This is a genomic window from Vicinamibacterales bacterium (assembly GCA_035699745.1).
GTDB lineage: Bacteria > Acidobacteriota > Vicinamibacteria > Vicinamibacterales > 2-12-FULL-66-21 > JAICSD01.
This window is the reverse complement of sequence record DASSPH010000099.1, coordinates 1-22,595: the sequence shown is the minus strand read 5'-3', so window position 1 is coordinate 22,595 and position 22,595 is coordinate 1. Positions and strand designations below refer to the sequence as shown.

The following is a 22,595-nucleotide window of genomic DNA, read 5'->3' as shown; positions in this document are numbered from 1 at the left end:
GGCCGCGATGGCGGAGGGCTTGCAGCGCGATCGAGTATGGAACACGCCACCGCGCCACCGCCGCCGGCGCTGCCGCCGTCGGTTCTCGTCGTGGACGACGAGGCCGGCATCCGCGAGTTGATCGCGCGCTGGCTCGCCAGCGGCGGCTACGTCGTGCGCACCGCGGCATCGGCCAGCGAAGCGCTCGAACGCGTGCACGACAGTGCGCCCGCGGTCGCGCTCTGCGACATCCGCATGCCGGGACGCGACGGCCTCTGGCTGGCGCAGCAGATCCGCCACGACGCGCCCGACACGGCCGTGATCATGGCGACCGGCGTGCAGGACGTCGGCTCCGCGGTCAGCAGTCTGCGCCAGGGGGTCGTCGATTACCTGACCAAGCCGTTCGGCCGCGACCGGCTGCGCGAGTCGGTGCTGCGCGGTCTCGACTGGCACCGGGCGGCATGCGAATCGCGGCGCTGGCGCGCGTCGCTCGACGGCGAGGTGGAGACCAGGCGCCAGCGCCTGTCGGCGGCGCTCGCGTCGCTGACCGTCGATTCCGACGCATCGCTCGACGCGCTGCTGTCTGCCTTGACGCTGGCCGATCCCGACGCCTACGCGCACGCCTATCGGGTGGCGGCGCTCGCCGCGAGCGTCGGCTGCGCGATGCACCTGCCGCCGGAAGACCTGGCGGCGCTCGAGCGGGCGGCGCTGCTGCACGACGTCGGCAAGCTGGCGATGCCCGAAGCGGTGCTGCGGAAGCCGGCGCCGCTCAGCGTCGAGGAGCAGGACGTCATCCGGCAGCATCCGCAGATCGCCGCCGATCTGATCGCGCCGGTGCCGTATCTTGCCGCCGCCTCGGAGCTCGTCCGCGACGCGCACGAGCGCGTCGACGGCCTGGGGTATCCCAACGGCAGCCCGGCCTCGGACGTCGCGCTGGGGGCGCGCATCATCGCCGTGGCCGATGCGTTCGACACCATGACGCGCCCGCGGGTGTTCCGCGACGCCGTCACCGAGCATGAAGCGCTGGCCGAGCTCGAGCGCTGCGCCGGCACGCAGTTCGACGCCGCGGTGGTGCAGGCGTTCAAGCGAATCGTGCCGCAATGAGCGGATTTCCAAATACAATCGTGTCCGCGTGCGCGACTTCGAACCGGTCATCGGCCTCGAGATCCATGCCCAGCTGCTGACCGCGACCAAGATCTTCTGCGGCTGCTCCACCCGGTTCGGCGCCGAGCCGAACCGCGCGCTCTGCCCGGTGTGTGCGGGGCTGCCGGGCGCGCTGCCGGTGCTCAATCGCCGCGCCGTGGAGCTTGCCGCGCGCGCCGCGCTCGCGCTCGGCTGCCGCGTCCACACCGAGTCGATCTTCGCGCGCAAGAACTACTTCTACCCCGACCTGCCCAAGGGCTATCAGATCTCGCAGTACGATCGGCCGCTCGCGACGGGGGGCGCGATCGCCTTCACCTCGGACGGGCGGGAGGTGCGCGTCGGCATCACCCGCATCCACATGGAAGAGGACGCGGGGAAGTCGCTGCACGAGGGGCTGCCGGAGTCATCGCGCTGGACGCATCTGGATTTCAACCGCAGCGGCGTCCCCTTGATCGAGATCGTCACCGAGCCCGACCTGCGATCGGCGGCGGATGCGGCGGAGGCGTTCAGCCGCGTCCGCGAGGTCCTCGTCGCCGTCGGCGTCAACGACGGCAACATGGAAGAGGGCAGTCTCCGCTGCGACGCGAATGTCTCGGTCCGCCCCGCCGGCGACACCGCCTTCGGCGTGAAGACCGAGCTGAAGAACCTCAATTCGTTCCGCCACGTCCAGCGCGCGCTCGAGTACGAGATCGAGCGGCATGCCGCCGCGCGCCGCGAAGGGGTGCCGCTCGTCCAGGAAACGCGGCTGTGGGATCCGGGCGCCGGGCGCACGACCGTCATGCGCACCAAGGAAGAAGCGGACGACTACCGCTACTTCCCCGAGCCGGATCTGCCGCCGCTGGTCGTCGACGTCGCCTGGATCGAGGCCATCCGCGGCACGCTGCCGGAGCTGCCCGAAGCGCGCCGCACGCGGTTCGTCACCCAGTATCAGCTGCCCGAGTACGATGCCGGCGTGCTCACCCAGTCGATGGCGCTCGCCGATTACTTCGAGCGCGTCGCCGCCGCCAGCGGCAACCCCAAGGCGGCCAGCAACTGGGTCATGGGGGAGCTCACGCGCAAGCTGAACGAGACCAGGGACGCGATCGAACAGGTCGGAATCGGGCCGGATGCGCTCGGCGAGCTGATCGCGCTGATTGACGGCGGCCGGATCACCGGGCCGGTCGCCAAGGAGGTCTTCGAGAAGATGTACGGCACCGGCCGGCGCGCCGCGGACATCGTCGCCGCCGAAGGCCTGGGACGGATCGACGATCCTGCCGCGATCGACCGCATCGTCGCCGGCGTGCTCGACGGACACGCCGCGACCGTCGCGGAGTACCGCGCCGGCAAGACGAAGACGTTCGGGTTCCTCGTCGGTCAGGTGATGAAGGCGACCGCCGGAAAGGCGGACCCGGCGCGCGTCAACGAAAGCGTGCGCCGCGTGCTCGGCACCTCGGCGGAGAAGACGCCATGAACGAACGGGAGCCATGATCGAGGCGCAGAGGATCTCGAAGCTGTACAGCCGCGGCGTGTATGCGCTTCGCGAGCTGTCGCTCCGCGTCGACAAAGGGGAGTTCGTCTTCCTCACCGGCCCGAGCGGCGCGGGGAAGTCCACGCTGCTGCGGCTGCTGCTGCGGCAGGACGTGCCCACCGAAGGGCGCCTCGTGGTCGGCGGACGCGATCTGGCGCAGCTGTCGCCCAATCAGGTCCAGGCGTACCGCCGATCGCTGGGGTTCGTCTTCCAGGACTTCAAGCTGCTGCCGAACAAGACCGTGCTCGACAACGTCGCCTTCGTGCCGCGCGTGCTCGGGATGCCGTCCACGCAGCAGCAGCGCCGGACGTTCCAGGTGTTGAAGTGGGTCGGCCTGCAGCACCGCATGAACGCCTTTCCGCTCGAGCTGTCGGGCGGCGAGCAGCAGCGCATCGCCATCGCCCGCGCGCTCGTCAACGATCCGGTGATCATTCTCGCCGACGAGCCCACCGGCAATCTCGATCCCGATCTCTCGCTCGAGATCATGAACCTGTTCCGCGAGATCAACGCCCGCGGGACCACCGTGCTGGTCGCGACGCACGACCGCGAGCTGATTCGCCGCGTCGGGCGGCGCACCCTGACGCTGGACCGCGGCAGCATCGTCGAGGTCACCTGATGCGCGCCCTGCAGTACTTCTTCAGCGAGGCGTTCGAGAGCCTGTGGCGCAGCCAGCGCGCGGCGCTGCTCTCGATGCTCACCATCGCCGCCGGCCTGTTCGTGCTCGGCTTCTTCCTGATGGTCAACGCCAACCTGCAGCGGATCATCGGCGGCTGGAGCGATGCCGCGGAGCTGTCGGTCTATCTGCGCGACGACGCGCCGCCGCAGCAGATCGCGACGATCAACGAACTGCTCACGAAGAGCGGCCTGGCCGCCAGCGTCACGCTGGTGTCGAAGGAGGACGCCAGGAAGGAGTTCGCACGCGACTTCCCGGATCTGGCGTCGGCGGCGGCCGCGCTCGAGCGCAATCCGTTTCCGGCGTCGTTCGCGGTGCGGCTGAATCCGGCGGCGCAATCCGCGCCCGGGGCGATCGAGAACCTGACGACGACGCTGACGTCCGCGGGAGGCGTCGCGGACGTGCGATACGACCGCACGTGGATCGCGCGATTGAATTCCACCGTGCGCGTGATCCGCGCCGTCGGCCTCGCGATCATCTTCCTGCTCGCGATCGCGGCCGCGCTAACGGTCGCGAACGTGGTCCGCCTGACGGCGATGGCGCGCCGTAACGAAATTGAGATCATGCAGCTCGTCGGTGCCCCGTTCGCCTACATCCGGGGCCCCTTCATCGCGGAGGGGTTGGTTCAGGGCGGCCTCGGGGCGCTGGCCGCCATAGTCCTGCTGCTCGTGACGTTTGCGGGCATTCGCGCCCGCTTCGGCACCATGATGACCGAGGCGATCGGGCTCACCGGTGTCGCCTTCGTGCCAACCGAGATCCTCCTGCTGCTCGTCGTCGGCGGCATGGCGCTTGGCTGCATCGGCGGGTTCGTGGTGGCGCGCAGCGTCCGCTGAGCTTTACATCCCGTTGACAAGCTCACCGGGCCCCGTCTAGACTCGATCTATCCAACCCCATATGCCCCACGCGAGGAATCGCATGGCACGAGTCGTCAGTCCGATTGGGATTACGAGCCCGCTGGTCCTGGCCGACTTCTATCGCGAAGAGTTTCTCCGGCATCGCGAGTGCCTCGCGCAGCAGCGCGAGTACTACTCCGAGCGCGCCATCACCGACGCCGACTGCGCCATCACGCGCGTGCTCAACCAGCTCGAGCACCTGTGCGCGAAGGAAGACGCCGACAAGGTGATGACCACGCTGCTGCGGAAGTTCGACGTCGTCACCGGCCTCTCCGGTTGGTCCGACCCGAAGAACTATCACTGAGCGTTCGTTCCGACCTCCGCGACATCCTCGGCGCCGCCCTTCGCGCGTGCCACCCTGGTGATCTACTCGTTCGCGCCCTCGACTCGCATCCCGTTCTCGATTCCAGCTCAATCCCGCTGAACGTCGTCGCCGCCGGCAAGGCCGCGGCCGCGATGACCGGCGCGTTCATGTCGCGCTACCGATCGCGCGTCGGTGAGGTCGTGCTGTCGCGCGGCGGCCATCCGCTGCCGGATGCGGAGAGCTTCCGCGCGGGGGCGGAGGCGCTGCGCGCCGCCGACGCCAACCGCGCGCGCGGCGAGACCCTGGTCGTGCTGCTCTCGGGCGGCGCCTCGGCGATGCTCGCCGCACCCGCGCCCGGCGTCACGATGGACGAGAAGATCGCGACGACGCGCGAGCTGCTGCGCAGCGGACTGCCGATCGCCGAGATCAACGCCGTGCGCAAGCGGCTGTCCGCGATCAAGGGAGGGAAGCTGGCGGCGCGCGCCGGACGATCGATCACCTTCGCGCTCTCGGACGTGCACGCCCCGGTCGAGGACGATCCGTCGGTCATCGGGTCCGGCCCGACGGTCGCGGACCCGCCGCTGCCGGACGCGCAGTTCGTCCTTGCCGGATCGCGGCGGGATGCGATGGACGGGGCGCGGCAGCAGGCGGCGCGTCTCGGCTACGACGTGGTGGTGATCGATCGGCCGGTTCTGGGCGAAGCGCGTGATGCTGCCGCCGCACTGGCGTCGCGCATTTCGCCGCTGGTGCGCGAGCGCCCCTCGCGCCTCTGCGTCATCGCCTCGGGTGAAACGACGGTGAAGCTCGAGCCCGCCGCCTCCGGCGCGGGCGGCAGGAATCAGGAGTTCGCGCTGGCGTTCGCGCGGGCATTCGACGGCGGAGCGTACGCCTTCGGCAGTTTCGGGACGGACGGAGTCGACGGTCCGACGGACGCGGCCGGCGCGATCGTCGACCACCGGACGCTGGCCCGCGCCAGCGAGAAGGGCCTGGACGCGGCGCGCGCACTCCAGGCCCACGATTCGTACCGTTTCTTCGAGGCGCTCGACGATCTGGTTCGCACCGGGCCGACCGGCACCAACGTCGGCGACCTGCAGATCTTCCTTACTTCAGGATCGTCGCTTTCGCTTCGACCCTGACCTTGCGGTCGGTGGCGGGATCGGCCGACTGTGAAATCACCATCGACTTGCCGTCCTCGAGAATGATGGTCAGCGATTCGTTGATGCTCGGCGTCGTGCTCTTCTCCGAGTCCGCCTCGGCGGCGACCGGCCGGTAGTCGATCGTGAGATCGACCTTCAGCTTGTTCGACGGGTTCTGCGTGCCAGGCGTCGGGATCACGCGCGGGTACGAATCGATGTTGAGGACGACCGGACGCATGCCCATTCTCGTCTGCACGTCCGCGCCGGTGCGGATGCGGATCCAGGAGCGGTCGGCGACCGTCTTGGTGACGGTCTTCACGATTGGCTCCGCGTTGCCGCGTTGATCGGTGATCGTGATCTCGAGCCGGACGTTGACGGGCAGGCCTTCGGTCGGCACCGCTCGCGCCGGCGCCGCCGTCTCCGCCGGCGGTTTGGCCGTGCCGGGCTTCTCCTGCGCCGCTGCGAGCGCGACGGGAAGCGCGAGCGCAGCAACGACGGCAATTCCAACGAGTTTCATTCTCTGCATGACTACTCCTGCTCCTGCCGGTCGCGCGGCGACAACGGCAATGGTTCGAGGTCGAGCGGCGCCGGCGCCGCGATTGGCTGCACACCAAGCTGCGTGGGCGCGGACACCGCCGCCACCCTCCGGATCTCGGAGACGCTCAGCTCCGGAACGCTGAGCGACGGGACTTGCGGGAACCCTGGCAGAGGCGCGTCGGCGCTGCCATCGGCGACGCTGGCCGCGGTCACAATCCGCTGGCCGCGGCGCACCGCCGGCCTCGTCCGTGGTGGCGTCGTGGTCCGTGCAGCCGGCGCGGCGGACGGCTGCGGCGCGGGGAGCGGCACGTGTACCGGCGGCGTCTCGACGCGCGCGACGGGAGCCTGCGGCGGTTCGACACCCGTCGGCAGCAGGATGGCGATCGCGATTGCCGCCGCGGCCGCCAGCGGCGCGCCGAGCCAGAGGAGCGGGTGCCGGCCGGACGCCACACGCCGATCGGCGTCGATGCGACGCAGGACGCGCGTCCGGAACCCGGCGGGCGGCTCGACGTCGAGCATTTGTCGCACCGCGCCGTCGATCGCGCGGTCCAGTGCCGCACCCCGATCCCCGATCCCCGGTCCCCGATCCCCGAGCCGCGATCCCCGATCCCCGAGCCGCGATCCGCGTTCAGACATCCGTGTACCCCATCGCCGCCATCTTCTGCTTCAGCACCTTGCGCGCTTCCGAGACGCGCCACTTCACCGTCCCGGTCGGGATGCCGAGCATCTTCCCGATCTCGTCGTAGCTGTGATCGCCCGAGCCTGCCAGCAGCAGCGCGTCGCGCAGCTTCCTGGGCAGCGATGCGATCAAGGGCCGCACGCGGCGCTGCAAATCCGCCGTCATCGCGTCGTCTTCCTGCGACTGCGCGCCGGACGGCAGGTTCTGCATCGGATCCCACTCCTCGCCCTCGGCCGACGCGTGCGGCGCGACCAGGCGCTGCATCCAGCGGGTGACGCTCTTGCGCCGGTCGATCGCCTTCCGCCAGGTGATCGACAGCAGCCAGGTCTTGAACGACGACTCGCCGCGGAACCCCGACAGCTTCTGGAAGGCGGTCACGAACGCCTCCTGGGCCACGTCATCCGCCTCGACCGCCGACCCGACCGCGGCCAGCGCGGCCCGGAACACGGCGCGGCGGTTGCGTTCGACGAGGTCGCCGAACGCGTCCACGTCGCCCGCCTGGGCCCGGCGGACCAGTTCCAGATCCGGGTCGAGGGCAAGCTCCGTGGCCTGCCCTGTGCTCGGTCGAAGGGCCGTCACACGGTCTATAGAGGGCTGAGCCGGCACGCGGGTTGGGAAAAGTAGAATGAGTTCAATGTTGAATGCCGAGCAATTGCTGACCGCCATCCGGGATCGCGTGGAGCATCCTGCCACCGCCCGCGAACTGGTGCAGCGCTTGAAGATCCCGCGCGAGCAGCGGTCGACCCTCAAGCGCCTCCTCAACGGCCTCGTCGACGCCGGACACCTGATTCAGACGCGCGGCAACCGTTTCGGGCTGCCCGACCGCATGAACCTGGTGGTCGGGCGCGTCAGCACCAATCCGCGCGGCTTCGGTTTCGTCGTTCCCGACCGCCCGATCGAAGGGGTGGCGGGGGACATCTATATCGCGGGCGCGAACCTGAACCAGGCGATGCACGGCGACCGCGTCGTCGCGCGGATCGAGCGCACCCGCGAGGATCGGGCCGAAGGGCGGATCCTCCGCATCCTCGAGCGCGGCTCGGCCAGCATCGTCGGACGCTTCGAGATCGACGAATCCGGGATGGGGTTCCTGGTGCCGTTCGACCGCAAGATGATCATGGACGTGATGATTCCGGGGGAGGAGCGCTCCGACGCGCAGCCCGGGGACATGGTCGTCGTCGAGATTACACGGTATCCGACCGCGACGCGCAGCGCGCTCGGCCGCGTCCTCGACGTGCTCGGCGACATCGAGGAGCCCGGCGTCGACACCGAGATCATCATCCGCAAGTACGGCATCTCCGACGCGCACGGCGAGGCGGCGATCGAGGAGGCCAGGCGCCTGGGCGGCTCCGTCCGCGAGCGGGACCTCCGCGATCGCACCGATTTCCGGCCGCTCACCACGGTGACGATCGACGGCGAGCACGCCCGCGACTTCGACGATGCGATCACGATCGAGCGGCTGCCGAACGGCCACTACTGGCTCGGCGTCCACATCGCGGACGTCGCGCACTACGTCCCCGAGGGCAGCGCTCTCGACGAGGAGGCGTACGAGCGATCGACCTCGGTGTACTTCCCGGAACGCGCCGTCCACATGTTCCCGGCGGAGCTGTCGACCGGATTGTGCAGCCTGAACCCGGACGTCGACCGTCTCGTGCAGAGCTGCCTGATGGAAATCGATCGCACCGGCACGGTGGTGCGCTACGAGATTCACGACGGCGTGATCCACAGCGATGCGCGGATGACGTACACGGACGTCAACGCGATCCTGACGGATCGCGACCCGGCGCTGATGAAGAAGTACGGGCCGCTCGTCGGCATGTTCGAGACCATGCAGGAGCTGTTCAGGATCCTGAACGGCCGGCGCCGGCGCCGCGGCTCGATCGACTTCGACCTGAAGGAGCCGGAGCTCATTCTCGACGACGAGGGGCTGGTCGAGCAGATCATCGCGCTCGAGCGGAACGTCGCCCACCGCATCATCGAGGAGTTCATGCTCGTCGCCAACGAGACCGTCGCCGAGCATCTCGACGAGAACGACGTCCCGACGCTGTATCGGATCCACGAGCAGCCGGACCCGCTGAAGGTGCAGGAATTCGAGGACTTCGTCACGACGATGGGCTACAGTCTCGGCGCCCCGCCCAACGCGGTGCGGCCGCGGCACTTCCAGAAGCTGGTCGAGCGGATCGCCGGCGAGCCGGAGGAGAAGCCGATCGCGTTTCTGATGCTGCGCACCATGCAGAAGGCGCGCTACGACCCGTCGAACATGGGGCACTTCGGCCTCGCCGCCGGCAGCTACACGCACTTCACCTCGCCGATCCGCCGCTACCCCGATCTGATCGTCCATCGCACGCTCCGCGAGTCGCGCCAGGGGATGTCGAGCGACCGGGTCGAGGAGCTGACGGAGGACCTGCCCGAGATCGCGCGGCACACGTCCGAGCGGGAGCGCCGCGCCAACGACGCCGAGCGCGAGCTGGTGCAGTGGAAGAAGGTCCGCTTCATGGCCGACAAGGTCGGCGACGAGTTCGACGGCTACGTCACCGGCGTGACCGCCTTCGGCCTGTTCGTCGAGCTGGTCCAGCACTTCGTCGAAGGCATGGTGCACGTGTCGACCATGGCCGACGACTACTACCGCTTCGTCGAGCGCCAGCACATCCTCCGCGGCGAGAATACCGGCCGGGTCTACCGCCTTGGCGATCACGTGACGGTGCAGGTGATCAAGGTGGACATGGAGCGCCGCATGATCGATCTCGGGATCAGCGAGATTCTCGATCGCGTGCGCGGGGCGGAAGCCAGCCGCGGTCCGCGCCGCAGCAAAGCCGAGCCCAAGTCCGAGCGCCATCTGAAGGCGGGCAAGCGGAAGCAGCGTCCCGGCAAGGCCGAGCGCGCGTTCAAGAAAGCGGGGAAGCGGCGGCGGTGAACGACGGCGTCCGCGCAGGGCAGTCGCGCCGCGTATGATCCAGCACGCCGGCGGCTTCGAGCTGCCGGTGCCAGTCCCAGTAAAGATCCGCGAAGGCGGCGCGCCGCAGATCGAACGAGGGGCTGAACTCGTACAGCGCGTCCGCGGGAAGATCGCCGCGCTGCGGCACCCGTACGAGCAGCGAGCCGTCGGCCTGAACCTCGATTGACTGGCGCAGCGCCAGCTGTCCGGCCGAGCGGTTCGCCTCCGATCGGGGAAAGACGAAGTACTTCGCCACGCGGACGGACGGACAATCGCAGCGGTATTCCGCGGCGGTTTCCCCCCACGCGCCGGTAAACGCGCCGTCCCCCTCGAGCACCGCCAGGATCGACGCGTCGCGGGCGTTGCTCACGCCGCCGGCAAGCAGCACCGTGCCATCCGCGCCGGCTGCGAGCCGCGTGATCCAGCCGGCGTGGATGAAGCGGCCGGTGATTTCGCCGCGAGCGTCGAGCAGCGCGACGATCGACGGCCACCAGACGCTGTGCGTGACCGCGTAGGCGATCGCCACGGACGAGCCCCGCCGGATCACGGCGATGTCGGCACTCGACCAGGGGGGCCCGAACTCCCCGGCGCCGAACCGGATCGTGTCGGCGATCGCGCGGGACCAGCGCAGGCGTCCCTTTGCTTCGAAGCAATACAGCACGCCGCCCACCGTCCCCGACGGCTCGCTCAAGGTCAGCGGAACCAGGATCTCACGCCGCCCATCGGCGTCGAGATCGACGAACGAGGGGCCCCGCGCGGTCAGCGAGGCGGAATGCGGCAGAGGGACTCGCCAGACCTCCCGACGCGCGGCGTCGAACGCGATCAGCGACTTGCCGACGACGGCCACCTCGACGGGCTCCCCGGTTGCCGCGCCACGGGCGACAAGGGCCGCGGCAGTGACGATGAGCACCGTCAGCAATGCGGCGGACGCGGGCACGACGAATGGGGCCCTCTGCCGCGCGCGGCCGGGTTCACGCTGCCCGTTTCCCGATTCCCGGTCCCCGCCGGTCCGCGCTTCGCCCGCCATCCACGCGTCGAGCTCGTCGGCGTAGGCGAAGACGCTGCGCCCCTTGCCGCCGGGCACCCGGTGGACGGGAAGGCCCCGGTCCTTGTGCCACCGCAGCACGGTGCGCACATCGCGGCCGACGTGGGCCGCGATCGCCTTCCAGGTATCCAGCCGATCGCGCGGCACGGCGCGGATTGTAGCGCGACAAAGACCGACACGCGACCGGTGTCGCCTCTTGTCGCTTGCCGGGCCTCACCCTCCTCCTGACGATGCCGCACGAGGTGATGCCTATGACTCGATCGATCTGGTGGCGCGCCGCCGCGTTCGCCGCGGCATTGAGTGCGGCAGGGGGGCGCCACGCAAGTGCCCAGACAGTGGCCCGATTCACGTTCAACGAGGGGCAGGGAACGATCGTCCATGACACGTCGGGGAGCGGCAACGACGCCGCGATCGCCGGCGGCGTCTGGGTGGCCGGCCGGTGCGGCGCGGCGCTGTCGTTCAATGGGGTGGACAGCTACGCGATGACGGCGGCTCCGCTGACCTTCTCGCGCAATGCCCCTTCGACGATCACGGCGTGGGTGCGCGTCACGAGTGTTCCCGCTGCGGACGCCGTGATTGTCGCGCAGGCGGAAACGGCCTTCAGCTTCAATCCGCGGATCTGGCTCTCCGCCACAGGTCACGCCGAGGCGTACTACTCCGCGCCCGGCCTGGCCGCCGCGCTGGCGAGCGATCCCGATCCATTTCCGTTGCACGCGTGGACGCACGTGGCCGTGACCTGGACGTATCCGGCGCTGCGGCTGTACGTCAACGGCGTCTTGAAGGCGGAGGCCGACGGCAGCGGCATGCCGGACACCACAACAGTGAACCCGCTCCTGATCGGCGCGACCGTCTTCAACGCCGGCGGGCTGAATCAATTCTTCAGCGGCGCGATCGACGAGGTCGTCGTCCGCGGCGATGCGGCGCCCGCCGCGGAGATCCATCTCCTCGCGCGCACCGGCTGCGACGGAGGTGAAGGGCCCGCCGGACCCCCGGGGGCGCAGGGACCGCCCGGGCCCCAAGGTCCGCAAGGACCGCCCGGAGCGCAGGGGCCGCAGGGGGTGCCGGGGCCGCCCGGGCTCGCCGGTCCAGCGGGCAGCCAGTTGTGGAACCTGTTCGTGCCGTCGACGACATCCGCATCGCTGTTGTCGACGTTCACGCCGGATCACGCCGTCCTCGTGACGCGCATCGAAGCACGCTTTGCGACCGCCCCCGCGGCGTGTCTGCGGAGCGCGGTACTGGTGGTCACGGACGGGACTGCGGCAGGCACCATTGCGCTGCCGCTGAGCGGCGCCGGCGCCGACAGCGGCCCGATTGCCGCCTCGTTCGCGCCTGGAACACGGCTCGCCGCCGGCATCGCGGTGTCCGCGCTGTGCGCACAACCGCCCGCCGGCGGGAACGTCTCCGTGCAGTACCGGACGCCGCAGTAGCGGCGCGAGGTTGGCCCCGGCGGTGCGGCGTGGCAGGATCGGTCGATGCGGTCCATCGTCGTCGGCACCGCCGGCCACATCGATCACGGAAAGAGCGCGCTCGTGCTGGCGCTGACCGGGACCGATCCGGATCGGCTGAAAGAGGAGAAGGCGCGCGGCATCACCATCGATCTCGGGTTCGCGCATGCCCGGGTCGGGGACGCCGATCTTGCGTTCGTCGACGTGCCGGGACACGAGCGCTTCGTCAAGAACATGCTGGCGGGCGTCGGCGGCATCGACGCCGTCATGCTGGTGATCGCGGCCGACGAATCGGTGATGCCGCAGACGCGGGAGCACTTTGCCATCTGCCGGCTGCTGCAGATCCCCGCCGGCCTCATCGTCCTCACGAAGGCCGACCTCGTCGATGCCGAGACGCTCGAGATCGTCCGCCTGGACGCCCGCGAGCTGGTGGCCGGCTCGCGGCTCGAGTCGGCGCCGATTCTGACGGTGTCGGCGAAGACCGGCGAAGGGCTCGACGAGCTGCGCCGCGCGCTGGAGCGCCTCGCATCCGCCGTGCCCGAGCGCGCGTCGACGGGCCTGACGCGCCTGCCCGTCGATCGCGTGTTCTCGATGCGCGGCTTCGGCACCGTGGTGACCGGCACGCTGACCAGCGGGTCGCTGGCGCTGGACGACGAGCTGCTGCTCCTGCCGGCCGACCGGCGCGTGAAGGTCCGCGGCGTGCAGGTCCACGGCGCGGTCCAGCCGATCGCGTCCGCCGGACGGCGCGTCGCGGTGAATCTCGGCGGCGTCGACGCGGCGGATGTGACCCGCGGGGAGACGCTGACCCGCGCCGGCGCCTTCGACGTGACGCGGCGATTCGACGCGCTGGTGGACCTGCTGCCCGACGCGAAGCCGCTGCGTCACGGCGCGCGGATCCGCTTTCACCAGGGAACGCTGGAACGCCTCGGCCGCGTGGCGCTGGCCGTCTCCGCCGACGCGCAGCCCGCGGGCGACGCCCGGGGATTGACGGAGCTGCGGCCGGGGCAGCGCGCGTTCGCGCGCATTCGGCTCGAGGGGCCGGCGGTGCTGACCCGCGGCGACCGCTTCATCCTGCGGCAGTACTCGCCGCCGATCACGATCGGCGGCGGGTGGGTCGTGGATCCGCTCCCGGCACGGACGCCGATACGGAGCGAGTCGGCGGCGCGGCGGTTCGCCCGCCTCGCCGGCGACGGGTCTGCCGCGGCGCTGGCGTTCATCGAGGAGCGGCGCGCGTCCGGACTTGCGCTGGACGAACTGGCGCGCCGGCTTGGCCATACGGTGTCCCAAGTGCGGTCGCTGACCGACGCGCTCTCCGCGGCCGGCAAGGTGCGGATCGTGGGCGGCGAGGTCTTCGACGCCGCGTTCGTGTCGTCGCTCGAGGAGCGTCTGGTCGCGGCGGTGGCGGCCCACCACCAGGCGCAGCCGCTGTCGGAAGGACTGCCGCGGGAGGAGGCACGCGAGCGAGTGTTCGGCCTCGCTCCGGCGGCGCTGTTCGACAGCGTGGTCAAGGAGCTGTCGGCCGGCGGCCGGCTGACGGGACGCGAGCGGCTGGCGCTGCCTGGGCGCGGCGTGTCGCTGAACGACGAGGAGACGCGCGCGCGCGATGCGCTCGATCGCGTGTTCCGCGAAGCGGGCATGGCCCCGCCGGACCTGGCCGGCGCGGCCGCCGCGGCCGGTGTCTCAGCCGCGGTCGCGGATCGGATGGCGAAGCTGCTCGTGCGGCAGAAGACGCTGGTGAAACTCGATACGCTGTTGTTTCATGCCGAATCGCTCGATCGGCTGAAGCAGGACGTGCGGGCGCTGAAGACGCAGGGGGCGCCGGCGAAGGTGGACGTAGCCGGCTTCAAGGAGCGCTACGGGATCTCGCGGAAGTATGCGATCCCGCTGCTGGAGTGGCTGGACCGGGAGCGCGTCACCCGGCGGACGGGAGACGCGCGGATCGTGCTCTAGGCCTTCCCGTCGTTCTGACCCTCGCGGGTCGAATCCTTGAAGTTCTTGATCCCCTTGCCGATCCCGCGCCCGATCTCCGGCAAGCGGTTTGCCCCGAAGATCAGGATGATGATCGCGAGGATAATGATGAGTTCCGGGATGCCGAGACGGCCAAACATGGTGCAGCCTTTCCTGTTTCCGAGATGGGCTGATTGTAGCACTCCCGTCGCGCTGGCCGTCTTTCTGGCCGGCATGCTGGCCGGCGCCCCCGCCGCGGCGCCGCAATTCACGTCCGGGGTCAACATCGTCGAGGTGTATGCCGCGGCGACGGACGCGCAAGGCAACCCGGTCACGGGGCTTCGCCAGGGGGACTTCACGGTTCTGGAGGACGGCCGTCCCCAGTCGGTGACGGCGTTCGCCGAAGGGGACTTTCCGCTGTCGGTCGCGCTCGCGCTCGACCGCAGCTTCAGCATGGGCGCCAGGCAGCTGCCCGTGGCCGTCAGCGCCGCCCGTACGTTTCTCGGCGAGCTGCGGCCGCAGGACCAGTCGATGATCGTCGGAATCGGGAGCGAGATCGAAGTGCTCGCGCCGCTCTCCTCCGATCGCGCGGAGCAGCAGCGGATCCTGTCGTCGGTGAAGCCGTGGGGCACGACCGGCCTGCACGACGCCATCATCGAATCGATCGACGCGATCCAGACCTCGAAGGGGCGGCGGGCGCTGGTTCTGTTGTCCGACGGCAGCGACCGCTACAGCAAGGCGTCCGCGGGCGCGGCGCTCGATCGCGCGCGTCGCTCCGACGTGATGGTCTACCCCGTCGCCTTCGGACGCGAGCGGCCGGCGCTGTTCGCGGAGCTGGCCTCGCTGACCGGCGGCCGCTCGTTTCAGCCGCGGGATGCGGCGCAGCTCAATGCGACGATGAAGACGATCGCCAGCGAGCTGCGGCATCAGTACCTCATCGGCTACACGCCGTCGCGGCCGATTGTCAGCGGAGAGGAGCAGTGGCGCACGATCACGGTCCGCGTGGATCGGCCGGGCGTCACGGTGCGGGCGCGGGACGGGTACCTGGCCAGGTGATCCACCAGCAGCCGCACCTTCAGGTCGAGCCTGCCCGCACCAGCCTGACCATCAGTCCGATCTCCAGCGTACCGAGCAGCCGGCGCTTCAAACCCGCGTACGGCTGGCGGCCGGCGATCAGGTCGACCATCACCCCGCGGACCGCGCGGCTCTCGCCGAGCGCGTCCACCAGCAGGCGCGTGAAGCGCGGCCGGTAAAAGCCGGCCTTGAGCCGCGCGGCGCGGCGAAGTTCGCCGTGCAGCTCGTCGCGCACCGCGGATGCGTACGCGCCGGCCGGGCGCGACGACTGCAGCGCACGCGCCGCGAGCAGCCCCGATCGCAGCGCGAAGAAGATGCCCTCCCGGGTGATCGGGTCCACCAACCCGGCGGCGTCGCCGAGCAGCATCCAGCCGTCCCCCGACGGGCGTTCGGCGTCGATGTCCGCCGCGCGAAGCGACGGAATCGGCCACGCGTAGCGCCGGCGCGGCCGGCCGGCGGCCGGGGCGTATCGATCGAGCCACGCATCGGTGACCGCGTGCATTGCGGCGGGCGTGGTTTCATCCGCCTGTGCGCAGGCGCCGACCGCCAGATGCCCGGGACGCGGGAACGACCACAGGTATCCACTCGGCCGATCGACGAAGGCGATCACGATCTCGCTGGTCTCGACGCCGTCCACGTACGATCCGGCGGCCACCGACAGTTGGGCGCGCGCGAACGGCCGGAAGACGCGCTTGCGGACGACGCCGCCCGCGCCGTCCGCGCCGAGCAGCCATGGCGCGCGGACGATCGTCGAGCCGGCGGTAATGGTCCACGCTCCGTGGTGACGCGCGATCGCGTTGACGCGGGCGCGCGTGAGTGCGGCGCCCGCATTCGCCGCCTCCGACAGCAGCGCAGTGTCGAAACCGTCGCGGCTGAACACCCGGAGGTCGTGCTGCGACGTGAGTTCCACGGCGGCCCGGCGATTCGAAGCCTCGAACGTCACCCGGTCGATGGCGCGTGCGGGCGCGGCAGCGGGAGCGGCCAGGCGGGCAAGCTCGAGCGCTCTGCCGGTCACGCCGCCGCCGCACGGCTTCTCGCGAGGATAGCTGCCGTCAATCAGCGCGACGCGGACGCCGGCGCGGGCGAGCTCGCGCGCGGCCATGGATCCGGCCGGCCCGGCCCCGACGATTGCGACATCGGACTTACGTACCTCACACACCGTGATGCACTCCGCGACCAACTGGTCGATTCGAGCGTCCTAAAATATGGACGGGAAAACCTAGCACCCTTATTGCAGTTGCGGTTCCTCATCGGCTCGGCCACAATGACAGCAGTTCCAGGCATGGCGGACGACCCAGAGTTCAGTCCCAACGCGCACTTTCTGGCGGGGGAGATGCCGGCGCCAGCTCAGTTCAAACGGAGCTGGTGGCAGAGCTCTGGCGTCTCCATTGTCGTTCACGCGCTGATCCTCGGCGCGCTGATCTACGCCTACACCCATCGCGACCAGATCGTGCAGGTGGTGACCAACAGCGAGAAGCTGGACTTCATCTTCCTCGATCCGCCGAAGCCCGGCCCTGGCGGCGGCGGTGGCGGACGTCCGAAAGATCCGGAGCCGCCGAGGAAGGCGGAGATCAAGGCCGCCAAGGCGCCGGAACCCATTCCGACGCCGAAGCCCGTCGACATCCCGACGCCGCAGATCACCGTGCCGGTGCAGACACAGGCGGCGGTCGAGACGCTGCCTGGCACGCTGAGCCCGGTCGACGCGTCCGGCGTCGGCGCGGGCGGCGGCGGGCGCGGCACCGGCATCGGCACGGGCACCGGTTCCGGCGTGGGTCCGGGCACCGGCGGCGGTTTCGGCGGCGGCGCCTTCGAGCCCGGCAGCGGCATCACCAACCCCGTGCTGGTGCGTGAGGTGAAGCCGAATTACACCGGCGACGCCATGCGCGCGAAACTGCAGGGCGTGGTCGAAATGACGGCGATCGTGATGCCCGACGGCACCGTCGATCCGAACCGCATCCGCATCACCCGCTCGCTCGATTCCACCTTCGGTCTCGATCAGCAGGCGATCATCGCGGTGAAGCAGTGGCGCTTCCGTCCCGGCACGTGCGCCCGCCGCGAGGGCTGTTCAGGGACGCCATTCGGTCAGCCCGTCCCCGTCATCGTCAGCGTCGAATTGACGTTCACGCTGCGCTGACCGGCGCGCAGCGCGGATGCCGCCGCACAACGGCAGAGCTGCGCCGACGCTGTCTCTCATCCTGATCCTCCCGGACGGGTTCGCTCGAGCAGAAGCGGCCGCGAAACTGGGCAGCTTTAGCGCTAACGTGCTACCATCGCGCGTCCGGGCGTCTTCTGTCCGGACGCGAGAGAGGGAGGTTTCCGGTGGCCAGCGAACCGAAGGACGGCAACGGCATTTCACGGCGTGATTTCACTTCGCAGCTCGGTCTCGCGGCGGCCGGCGTGGTCGTCGGTGCCGACCTGTTCGGAACGCGCGTCGGCGCGGCGCCGTTCGGCAGCCGCGTCCAGGGCGCCAACGATCGCGTCGTCTGCGCCAGCATCGGCATCCGCGGTCAGGGCAATTCCCTGAAGCGCGGCTTCGCCAAGCTGAAAGGGGTCGAGATCAAGACGCTCTGCGACATCGACGCGAATCTCGCGCCGGAGCGGATCAACGACCCGCAGCTGAAGGACATCGCGGCGTTCAAGCCGAACTTCGTCCAGGACATGCGGCGCGTGTTCGACGACAAGGACATCGACGCGGTGATCATCGCCACGCCGAACCACTGGCATGCGCTGGCGACGATCTGGGCGCTGCAGGCCGGCAAGCACGTCTACGTCGAGAAGCCGGCGTCGCACACCGTCCTCGAAGGCCGGCTGATGACCAACGCGGCGCGCGCCTACAGCAAGATCGTGCAGGTCGGCACGATGAACCGCAGCCGCCCCGCGGTGCGCGCGGCGATCAAGTTCATGCAGGACGGCGGCATCGGCAAGGTCTACATGGCGCGCGGCCTGTGCTTCAAGCCGCGGCTGAACATCGGCAAGTACCCGGACGGCCCGCAGGCGCCCGGCGAGAAGGCACACTCGTTCCTCGCGCAGGGCGGCGGCGGCGCCGGTCCCTACACGGCGCAGTATCTCGAAAAGGTCGACTACAACCTGTGGCTGGGCCCGGCGCCGTCGCGCCCGTTCAACCGCAACCACTTCCACTACAACTGGCACTGGCACTGGGCCTACGGCAACGGCGACACCGGCAACCAGGGACCCCACCAGTTCGACATCGCGCGCTGGGGGCTCGGCAAGAACGAACACCCGGTGAAGATCAGCTCGATGGGCGGCTACTTCGGCGAGCAGCCGACCTCGCAGGAAACGCCCGACATGCAGACGGCGCTCTTCGAGTACGCCGACGGCGCGATCCTGGAGTTCGGCACCCGCGGCGAGCACACCCCCGACGAGGGGGGCGTGCGCATCGGCAACATCTTCTTCGGCTCGAAGGGCTGGCTCTGGATCGACGAGACCGGCCGCCGCTGGCAGTCCTACATGGGGGCCGTCGGCGACAAGAACGAGAAGGGACCGGGCTCCGAGACGAAGGATCCGAACGCCCAGCCGACGGGACTCACCACCGAGGAGGGGCCGCATTACCGGAACTTCATCGACGCGATCGTCGCGAACGATCCGAAGATCCTCACCTGCGACATCCTCGAAGGCCACCTCTCGTCGACGCTGCCGCACCTGGCGAACGTCGCGTACCGCGTCGGCGACCAGATCACCTTCGACGGCAAGACCGAAACCGTGAAGGACAACAAGAAGGCCAACGAGCTGCTCACGCGCGAGACGGGCTACCGCAAGGGCTTCGAGATTCCGAAGTCGTTCGCGGTCAAGGAAACGGCATCCCGCTCGTAAGATCGCAATCGCGTCACCTCACAGAACGGCCGTGGCATCCGCCACGGCCGTTTTCTTTTGCAGGCTGAGGCGGGGAACGGCTGGGAGATCGCGGGTTGCATCCGGATCCCCCAGGAGGTCGTTGAACATGCACGAAGGCAGACCGCACAGCTGGGACGACGAAGATACGTACTGGCGCAGCAATTACGCGTCACGGCCGTATGCGTCCGGCTCGTCGAATTACGACCAGTGGCGCGGCGCGTACCGTTACGGGTACGAGTCGGCCAACCGCTACAACGGGCGCGACTGGAACGACGTCGAGTCCGATCTCTCGAGAGGGTGGAACTCGTACGAACATCGCGGCACCTCGACGTGGGAGCAGATGAAGGCCGCCGTCCGCGATGCCTGGGATCGCGTCACAGGACGGCACCCGGTCAGTACCAGGTAGGTAGCAACACGAGACTGAGGCGTACCCACGGCAGCGGCCATGCGGCCGCTGCCGTCGGCCGTCCCGGTCTCGGCTTTCCGTGTCGGCCTCCCGCCGCTATAGTTCAACGTATGAGCTCTGTGGCGGCGGGCCTCTGGAAGGGGCCCGATCGACGGCTGCGCTGCGCCTGGTGCAGCGCGTCCCCCGAATACGTCGCGTACCACGACACCGAGTGGGGCGTGCCGGTCCATCATGACGATCGCCGGCTCTTCGAGAAGATCTGTCTCGAAGGATTTCAGAGCGGCCTGAGCTGGCTCACGATCCTGCGCAAGCGGGAGAACTTCCGCGCCGCGTTCGCCAACTTCGAGATCGAGCGGGTCGCCCGCTTCGGCGCCCGCGACGTGTCCCGCCTGCTGAAGGACGCCGGCATCGTCCGCCACCGCGGCAAGATCGAGAGCACGATCAACAACGCCCGGCGCTGTGAGGAGCTGGTCGAGGAGTTCGGCTCGCTGTCGAACTACGTGTGGCGGTTCGAGCCGCCGCGCCGTTCCCGGCCGAAGAGGCTCACCTGGGACCTGCTCAGAACGATGTCCACGAGCGCCGAGTCGATCGCGCTGTCGAAGGACCTGCGCCGCCGCGGCTGGACGTTCGTCGGCCCGACGACGATGTATGCGTTCATGCAGGCGATGGGACTCGTGAACGATCACCTGCACGGATGCAGTTACCGCTGACGGGCGAGGTTCGAGGGGCGAGGGACGGCGGCGGGTTTGGACAGCCTGATTTATCGAACATCGATACACAACTTGTCGTAAATCGATAAATAGTGTATTGATGTTCGATAAACCTGGAGGTTGGACCATGACCCGGCCCGTCCCGTCCTCGTCGTCGCCGGCGCTGCCGGTTGCGCGGCTCCTGCTTCGGATCCTCATTGCCCTGAACTGGCTGTGGGGGGCGGCGATTGTCGTGCTGCTGGTCGCGCTGCCGCACGAGCAATGGATCATGCGCGCGTTCAAGCTCTCCCCGTCTCCGGATGCGGATCGCGTGATCATGGCCCTGCGCGCGATCGCGGTGCTCGGCCTTGCCGTGATCCCGCTGAACTACGTCTTCCTCCAGCGGCTGCTGGCGATCGTGGAGACGGTCCGCGCCGGCGATCCGTTCGTCGCCGCGAACGCGCAGCGCCTCAAGACGATGGGCTGGGCGCTGCTCGGGCTGCAGCTGCTCGGCATCGTGATCGGCGCGATCGCCAGGGCGGTCTCCACGCCCGCGTACCCGGTCGACATCGACGCCGGGTTTTCGATCAACGGCTGGCTCGCCGTGCTGCTCACGTTCCTGCTCGCCCGCGTCTTCGCCGAAGGGGCGCACATGCGCGAGGACCTCGAAGGGACGGTGTAGATGGCCATCGTCGTCAAGCTCGACGATCTGCTGCACGAGCGGCGCATGACCCTGACCGAGCTCGCGGGCCGCATCGGCATGACGCTGGCGAACCTGTCGATTCTCAAGACCGGCAAGGCCCGCGCGATCCGCTTCTCGACGCTGGAAGCGATCTGCGAGGCGCTGGCGTGCCAGCCGGGCGACATCCTGAGGTTCGAGCCCGAACGCGTGGAGAAGGAGAGCTTCACATGAAGGACACCGTGACGCTGACCATCACGTCGCTGGTCACCATCCTCATGCTGGTCCTGCACCTGACCATCGAGATCGTCCACGGCGTCGAGCCGGGAAACGTCTCGACCTATGTCGGCGTGCTGATTCTGGCGGCCTGGATGTTCGGAGCGCTGCCGCTCGCCAGCGGCCGGTCGGGACTGATCATCATGCTGCTCGGCGGCATCGCGGCGGCGGGCGTCTCGATCCTCCACATGCGCGGCGCAGGCCTGGCCGGCGGCCGCATCGGACAGACGAGCGATGCTTTCCTCTGGGTATCGACGCTGCTCACATTCGGCGTCACGGGGACTTTTTCGGCGTTCCTCGCCGCGCGTGCCCTGTTCAACAGGCCGCGCAAATGAAAAAGGCCCGCTGGATTTCTCCAGCGGGCCCAATCGCCAATCGCCAATCGCCAATCCGTCGATCGGCAATCGCCAATCGCCGGTCGGCAATCAGTACATGCCTCCCATGCCGCCGGGGCCGCCGTGGCCCGCGCCGGCCGATTCCTTCTTCTCCTCCGGAATCTCGCTGACGAGCGCTTCCGTGGTGAGCAGGAGCGAGGCGATCGACGACGCGTTCTGCAGCGCGGTGCGGACCACCTTCACCGGGTCGATGACACCGGCCGCCACCAGGTTCTCGTACTTGTCGGTGCCGGCGTTGTAGCCCTCGTCACCCTTGGCGTCCTTGACGCGCGAGACGACGATGGAGCCTTCCTGGCCGGCGTTGGTCGCGATCCAGCGGAGCGGCTCTTCGATCGACTTGCGGATGATGTCGACGCCGACCTTCTGATCGCCTTCGAGCTTGACGCCGTCGAGCGCCTTGCCCGCGCGGATGAGCGCCACGCCGCCGCCGGGGACGATCCCCTCTTCGACGGCCGCCTTGGTCGCGTGCATCGCGTCCTCGACGCGCGCCTTCTTCTCCTTCATCTCGGTCTCGGTGGCCGCGCCGACCTTGATGACGGCGACGCCCCCCACGAGCTTCGCCAGGCGCTCCTGGAGCTTCTCGCGGTCGTAGTCCGAGGTGGTCTCCTCGACCTGGGTGCGGATCTGCTTGACCCGCCCTTCGATGGCGCTCTGCGTGCCGGCGCCCTCGACGATCGTGGTGTTGTCCTTGTCGATGGTGACCTTCTTCGCCTTGCCCAGGTCATCGAGCTTGATGTTCTCGAGCTTGATGCCGAGGTCTTCCGTGATCGCCCGGCCGCCGGTGAGGATCGCGATGTCCTCCAGCATGGCCTTGCGGCGATCGCCGAAGCCCGGCGCCTTGACCGCCACGGCCTGCAGCGTGCCGCGCAGCTTGTTGACGACCAGCGTGGCCAGCGCTTCGCCGTCGACGTCCTCGGCGATGATCACCAGCGGACGGCCGGCCCGCGCCACCTGCTCGAGCAGCGGCAGGAGGTCCTTCATCGAGCTGATCTTCTTCTCGTGGA

24 protein-coding genes are annotated in these 22,595 nt (G+C 69.3%); 17 read left to right on the top strand and 7 right to left on the bottom strand.

What is annotated here, in order from left to right:
* Positions 1-36: 36 nt before the first annotated feature.
* The 6 genes from VFK57_22585 (at position 37) to VFK57_22560 (ending at position 5,635) form a co-directional block, all read left to right on the top strand.
* Positions 37-1,083 carry an HD domain-containing phosphohydrolase gene (locus VFK57_22585; GenBank protein HET7698520.1) on the top strand — a complete coding sequence of 349 codons (1,047 nt, stop codon included), beginning with the start codon at positions 37-39 and terminating at the stop codon, positions 1,081-1,083.
* A 28-nt stretch (positions 1,084-1,111) separates the two neighbouring features.
* Complete coding sequence (gene gatB, locus VFK57_22580; GenBank protein ID HET7698519.1) at positions 1,112-2,572, top strand: Asp-tRNA(Asn)/Glu-tRNA(Gln) amidotransferase subunit GatB; 1,461 nt, start codon at positions 1,112-1,114, stop codon at positions 2,570-2,572.
* 13 nt (positions 2,573-2,585) lie between these two features.
* Positions 2,586-3,245 carry a cell division ATP-binding protein FtsE gene (gene ftsE / locus VFK57_22575; protein HET7698518.1) on the top strand — a complete coding sequence of 220 codons (660 nt, stop codon included), beginning with the start codon at positions 2,586-2,588 and terminating at the stop codon, positions 3,243-3,245.
* Positions 3,245-4,135 (top strand): ABC transporter permease, encoded by an 891-nt coding sequence (locus VFK57_22570; protein ID HET7698517.1) that lies wholly within the window; start codon positions 3,245-3,247, stop codon positions 4,133-4,135. The genes ftsE and VFK57_22570 overlap by 1 nt, the downstream gene beginning before the upstream one ends.
* Positions 4,136-4,217: 82 nt before the next feature.
* On the top strand, positions 4,218-4,499 hold the full coding sequence (locus VFK57_22565) for a hypothetical protein (GenBank protein ID HET7698516.1): 282 nt from the start codon (positions 4,218-4,220) through the stop codon (positions 4,497-4,499).
* A complete protein-coding gene (locus VFK57_22560) occupies positions 4,397-5,635 on the top strand; it encodes a DUF4147 domain-containing protein (GenBank protein HET7698515.1) in 1,239 nt (412 codons plus the stop codon). Before VFK57_22565 ends, VFK57_22560 begins: the two co-directional genes overlap by 103 nt.
* Here the strand turns inward: VFK57_22560 and VFK57_22555 are convergent.
* The 3 genes from VFK57_22555 to VFK57_22545 form a co-directional block, all read right to left on the bottom strand.
* Positions 5,601-6,161 (bottom strand): hypothetical protein, encoded by a 561-nt coding sequence (locus tag VFK57_22555; protein ID HET7698514.1) that lies wholly within the window; start codon positions 6,159-6,161, stop codon positions 5,601-5,603. The genes VFK57_22560 and VFK57_22555 overlap by 35 nt on opposite strands.
* Before the next feature lie 2 nt (positions 6,162-6,163).
* On the bottom strand, positions 6,164-6,700 hold the full coding sequence (locus VFK57_22550; GenBank protein ID HET7698513.1) for a hypothetical protein: 537 nt from the start codon (positions 6,698-6,700) through the stop codon (positions 6,164-6,166).
* A gap of 100 nt (positions 6,701-6,800) precedes the next feature.
* Positions 6,801-7,430 carry an RNA polymerase sigma factor gene (locus VFK57_22545; protein ID HET7698512.1) on the bottom strand — a complete coding sequence of 210 codons (630 nt, stop codon included), beginning with the start codon at positions 7,428-7,430 and terminating at the stop codon, positions 6,801-6,803.
* A gap of 55 nt (positions 7,431-7,485) precedes the next feature.
* On the opposite strand from VFK57_22545, the gene rnr reads away from it, so the two are divergent.
* A complete protein-coding gene (rnr, locus tag VFK57_22540; protein HET7698511.1) occupies positions 7,486-9,762 on the top strand; it encodes a ribonuclease R in 2,277 nt (758 codons plus the stop codon).
* On the opposite strand, the gene VFK57_22535 is transcribed toward rnr, so the two are convergent.
* Entirely contained in the window at positions 9,734-10,975 is a 1,242-nt protein-coding gene (locus VFK57_22535; protein ID HET7698510.1) for a hypothetical protein, read from the bottom strand. The genes rnr and VFK57_22535 overlap by 29 nt on opposite strands.
* Positions 10,976-11,163: 188 nt before the next feature.
* Here VFK57_22535 and VFK57_22530 point away from each other — a divergent pair, with 188 nt between their 5' ends.
* Both VFK57_22530 and selB read left to right on the top strand, forming a co-directional pair.
* Complete coding sequence (locus VFK57_22530) at positions 11,164-12,255, top strand: LamG domain-containing protein (protein ID HET7698509.1); 1,092 nt, start codon at positions 11,164-11,166, stop codon at positions 12,253-12,255.
* A 45-nt stretch (positions 12,256-12,300) separates the two neighbouring features.
* Positions 12,301-14,223: a selenocysteine-specific translation elongation factor gene (selB, locus tag VFK57_22525; GenBank protein HET7698508.1), complete on the top strand. Its 1,923-nt coding sequence runs from the start codon at positions 12,301-12,303 to the stop codon at positions 14,221-14,223.
* Here selB and tatA read toward each other — a convergent pair.
* Positions 14,220-14,381 carry a twin-arginine translocase TatA/TatE family subunit gene (gene tatA / locus VFK57_22520; GenBank protein ID HET7698507.1) on the bottom strand — a complete coding sequence of 54 codons (162 nt, stop codon included), beginning with the start codon at positions 14,379-14,381 and terminating at the stop codon, positions 14,220-14,222. The two genes, selB and tatA, sit on opposite strands and share 4 nt — an antisense overlap.
* Before the next feature lie 73 nt (positions 14,382-14,454).
* On the opposite strand from tatA, the gene VFK57_22515 reads away from it, so the two are divergent.
* On the top strand, positions 14,455-15,276 hold the full coding sequence (locus tag VFK57_22515) for a VWA domain-containing protein (protein ID HET7698506.1): 822 nt from the start codon (positions 14,455-14,457) through the stop codon (positions 15,274-15,276).
* Between the two features lie 19 nt (positions 15,277-15,295).
* On the opposite strand, the gene VFK57_22510 is transcribed toward VFK57_22515, so the two are convergent.
* Positions 15,296-16,453 (bottom strand): NAD(P)/FAD-dependent oxidoreductase, encoded by a 1,158-nt coding sequence (locus VFK57_22510; protein HET7698505.1) that lies wholly within the window; start codon positions 16,451-16,453, stop codon positions 15,296-15,298.
* A 123-nt stretch (positions 16,454-16,576) separates the two neighbouring features.
* Between VFK57_22510 and VFK57_22505 the strand changes: the two genes are divergently transcribed.
* From VFK57_22505 to VFK57_22475, 7 genes are all read left to right on the top strand, one after another.
* Entirely contained in the window at positions 16,577-17,428 is an 852-nt protein-coding gene (locus tag VFK57_22505) for an energy transducer TonB (protein ID HET7698504.1), read from the top strand.
* 185 nt (positions 17,429-17,613) lie between these two features.
* Entirely contained in the window at positions 17,614-19,125 is a 1,512-nt protein-coding gene (locus VFK57_22500; GenBank protein HET7698503.1) for a Gfo/Idh/MocA family oxidoreductase, read from the top strand.
* 127 nt (positions 19,126-19,252) lie between these two features.
* A complete protein-coding gene (locus VFK57_22495; protein HET7698502.1) occupies positions 19,253-19,552 on the top strand; it encodes a hypothetical protein in 300 nt (99 codons plus the stop codon).
* A 110-nt stretch (positions 19,553-19,662) separates the two neighbouring features.
* Positions 19,663-20,262: a DNA-3-methyladenine glycosylase I gene (locus tag VFK57_22490; protein HET7698501.1), complete on the top strand. Its 600-nt coding sequence runs from the start codon at positions 19,663-19,665 to the stop codon at positions 20,260-20,262.
* A 127-nt stretch (positions 20,263-20,389) separates the two neighbouring features.
* Entirely contained in the window at positions 20,390-20,923 is a 534-nt protein-coding gene (locus VFK57_22485) for a DUF2975 domain-containing protein (GenBank protein HET7698500.1), read from the top strand.
* Complete coding sequence (locus VFK57_22480; protein HET7698499.1) at positions 20,924-21,154, top strand: helix-turn-helix transcriptional regulator; 231 nt, start codon at positions 20,924-20,926, stop codon at positions 21,152-21,154.
* On the top strand, positions 21,151-21,531 hold the full coding sequence (locus VFK57_22475) for a hypothetical protein (GenBank protein ID HET7698498.1): 381 nt from the start codon (positions 21,151-21,153) through the stop codon (positions 21,529-21,531). Before VFK57_22480 ends, VFK57_22475 begins: the two co-directional genes overlap by 4 nt.
* A 90-nt stretch (positions 21,532-21,621) precedes the next feature.
* Here the strand turns inward: VFK57_22475 and groEL are convergent.
* Positions 21,622-22,595, bottom strand: a 974-nt coding sequence (groEL, locus tag VFK57_22470; GenBank protein HET7698497.1) for a chaperonin GroEL, incomplete at its 5' end; no start/stop codon positions are given.

Coding starts and splice junctions, on each gene's coding strand:
- VFK57_22585 (HET7698520.1), top strand. CDS start 37: ATGGAACACGCCACCGCGCCACCGCCGCCGGCGCTGCCGCCGTCGGTT.
- ftsE (HET7698518.1), top strand. CDS start 2,586: ATGATCGAGGCGCAGAGGATCTCGAAGCTGTACAGCCGCGGCGTGTAT.
- VFK57_22570 (HET7698517.1), top strand. CDS start 3,245: ATGCGCGCCCTGCAGTACTTCTTCAGCGAGGCGTTCGAGAGCCTGTGG.
- VFK57_22565 (HET7698516.1), top strand. CDS start 4,218: ATGGCACGAGTCGTCAGTCCGATTGGGATTACGAGCCCGCTGGTCCTG.
- VFK57_22555 (HET7698514.1), bottom strand. CDS start 6,161: ATGCAGAGAATGAAACTCGTTGGAATTGCCGTCGTTGCTGCGCTCGCG.
- rnr (HET7698511.1), top strand. CDS start 7,486: ATGTTGAATGCCGAGCAATTGCTGACCGCCATCCGGGATCGCGTGGAG.
- selB (HET7698508.1), top strand. CDS start 12,301: ATGCGGTCCATCGTCGTCGGCACCGCCGGCCACATCGATCACGGAAAG.
- tatA (HET7698507.1), bottom strand. CDS start 14,381: ATGTTTGGCCGTCTCGGCATCCCGGAACTCATCATTATCCTCGCGATC.
- VFK57_22515 (HET7698506.1), top strand. CDS start 14,455: ATGCTGGCCGGCGCCCCCGCCGCGGCGCCGCAATTCACGTCCGGGGTC.
- VFK57_22505 (HET7698504.1), top strand. CDS start 16,577: ATGGCGGACGACCCAGAGTTCAGTCCCAACGCGCACTTTCTGGCGGGG.
- VFK57_22495 (HET7698502.1), top strand. CDS start 19,253: ATGCACGAAGGCAGACCGCACAGCTGGGACGACGAAGATACGTACTGG.
- VFK57_22490 (HET7698501.1), top strand. CDS start 19,663: ATGAGCTCTGTGGCGGCGGGCCTCTGGAAGGGGCCCGATCGACGGCTG.
- VFK57_22485 (HET7698500.1), top strand. CDS start 20,390: ATGACCCGGCCCGTCCCGTCCTCGTCGTCGCCGGCGCTGCCGGTTGCG.
- VFK57_22480 (HET7698499.1), top strand. CDS start 20,924: ATGGCCATCGTCGTCAAGCTCGACGATCTGCTGCACGAGCGGCGCATG.
- VFK57_22475 (HET7698498.1), top strand. CDS start 21,151: ATGAAGGACACCGTGACGCTGACCATCACGTCGCTGGTCACCATCCTC.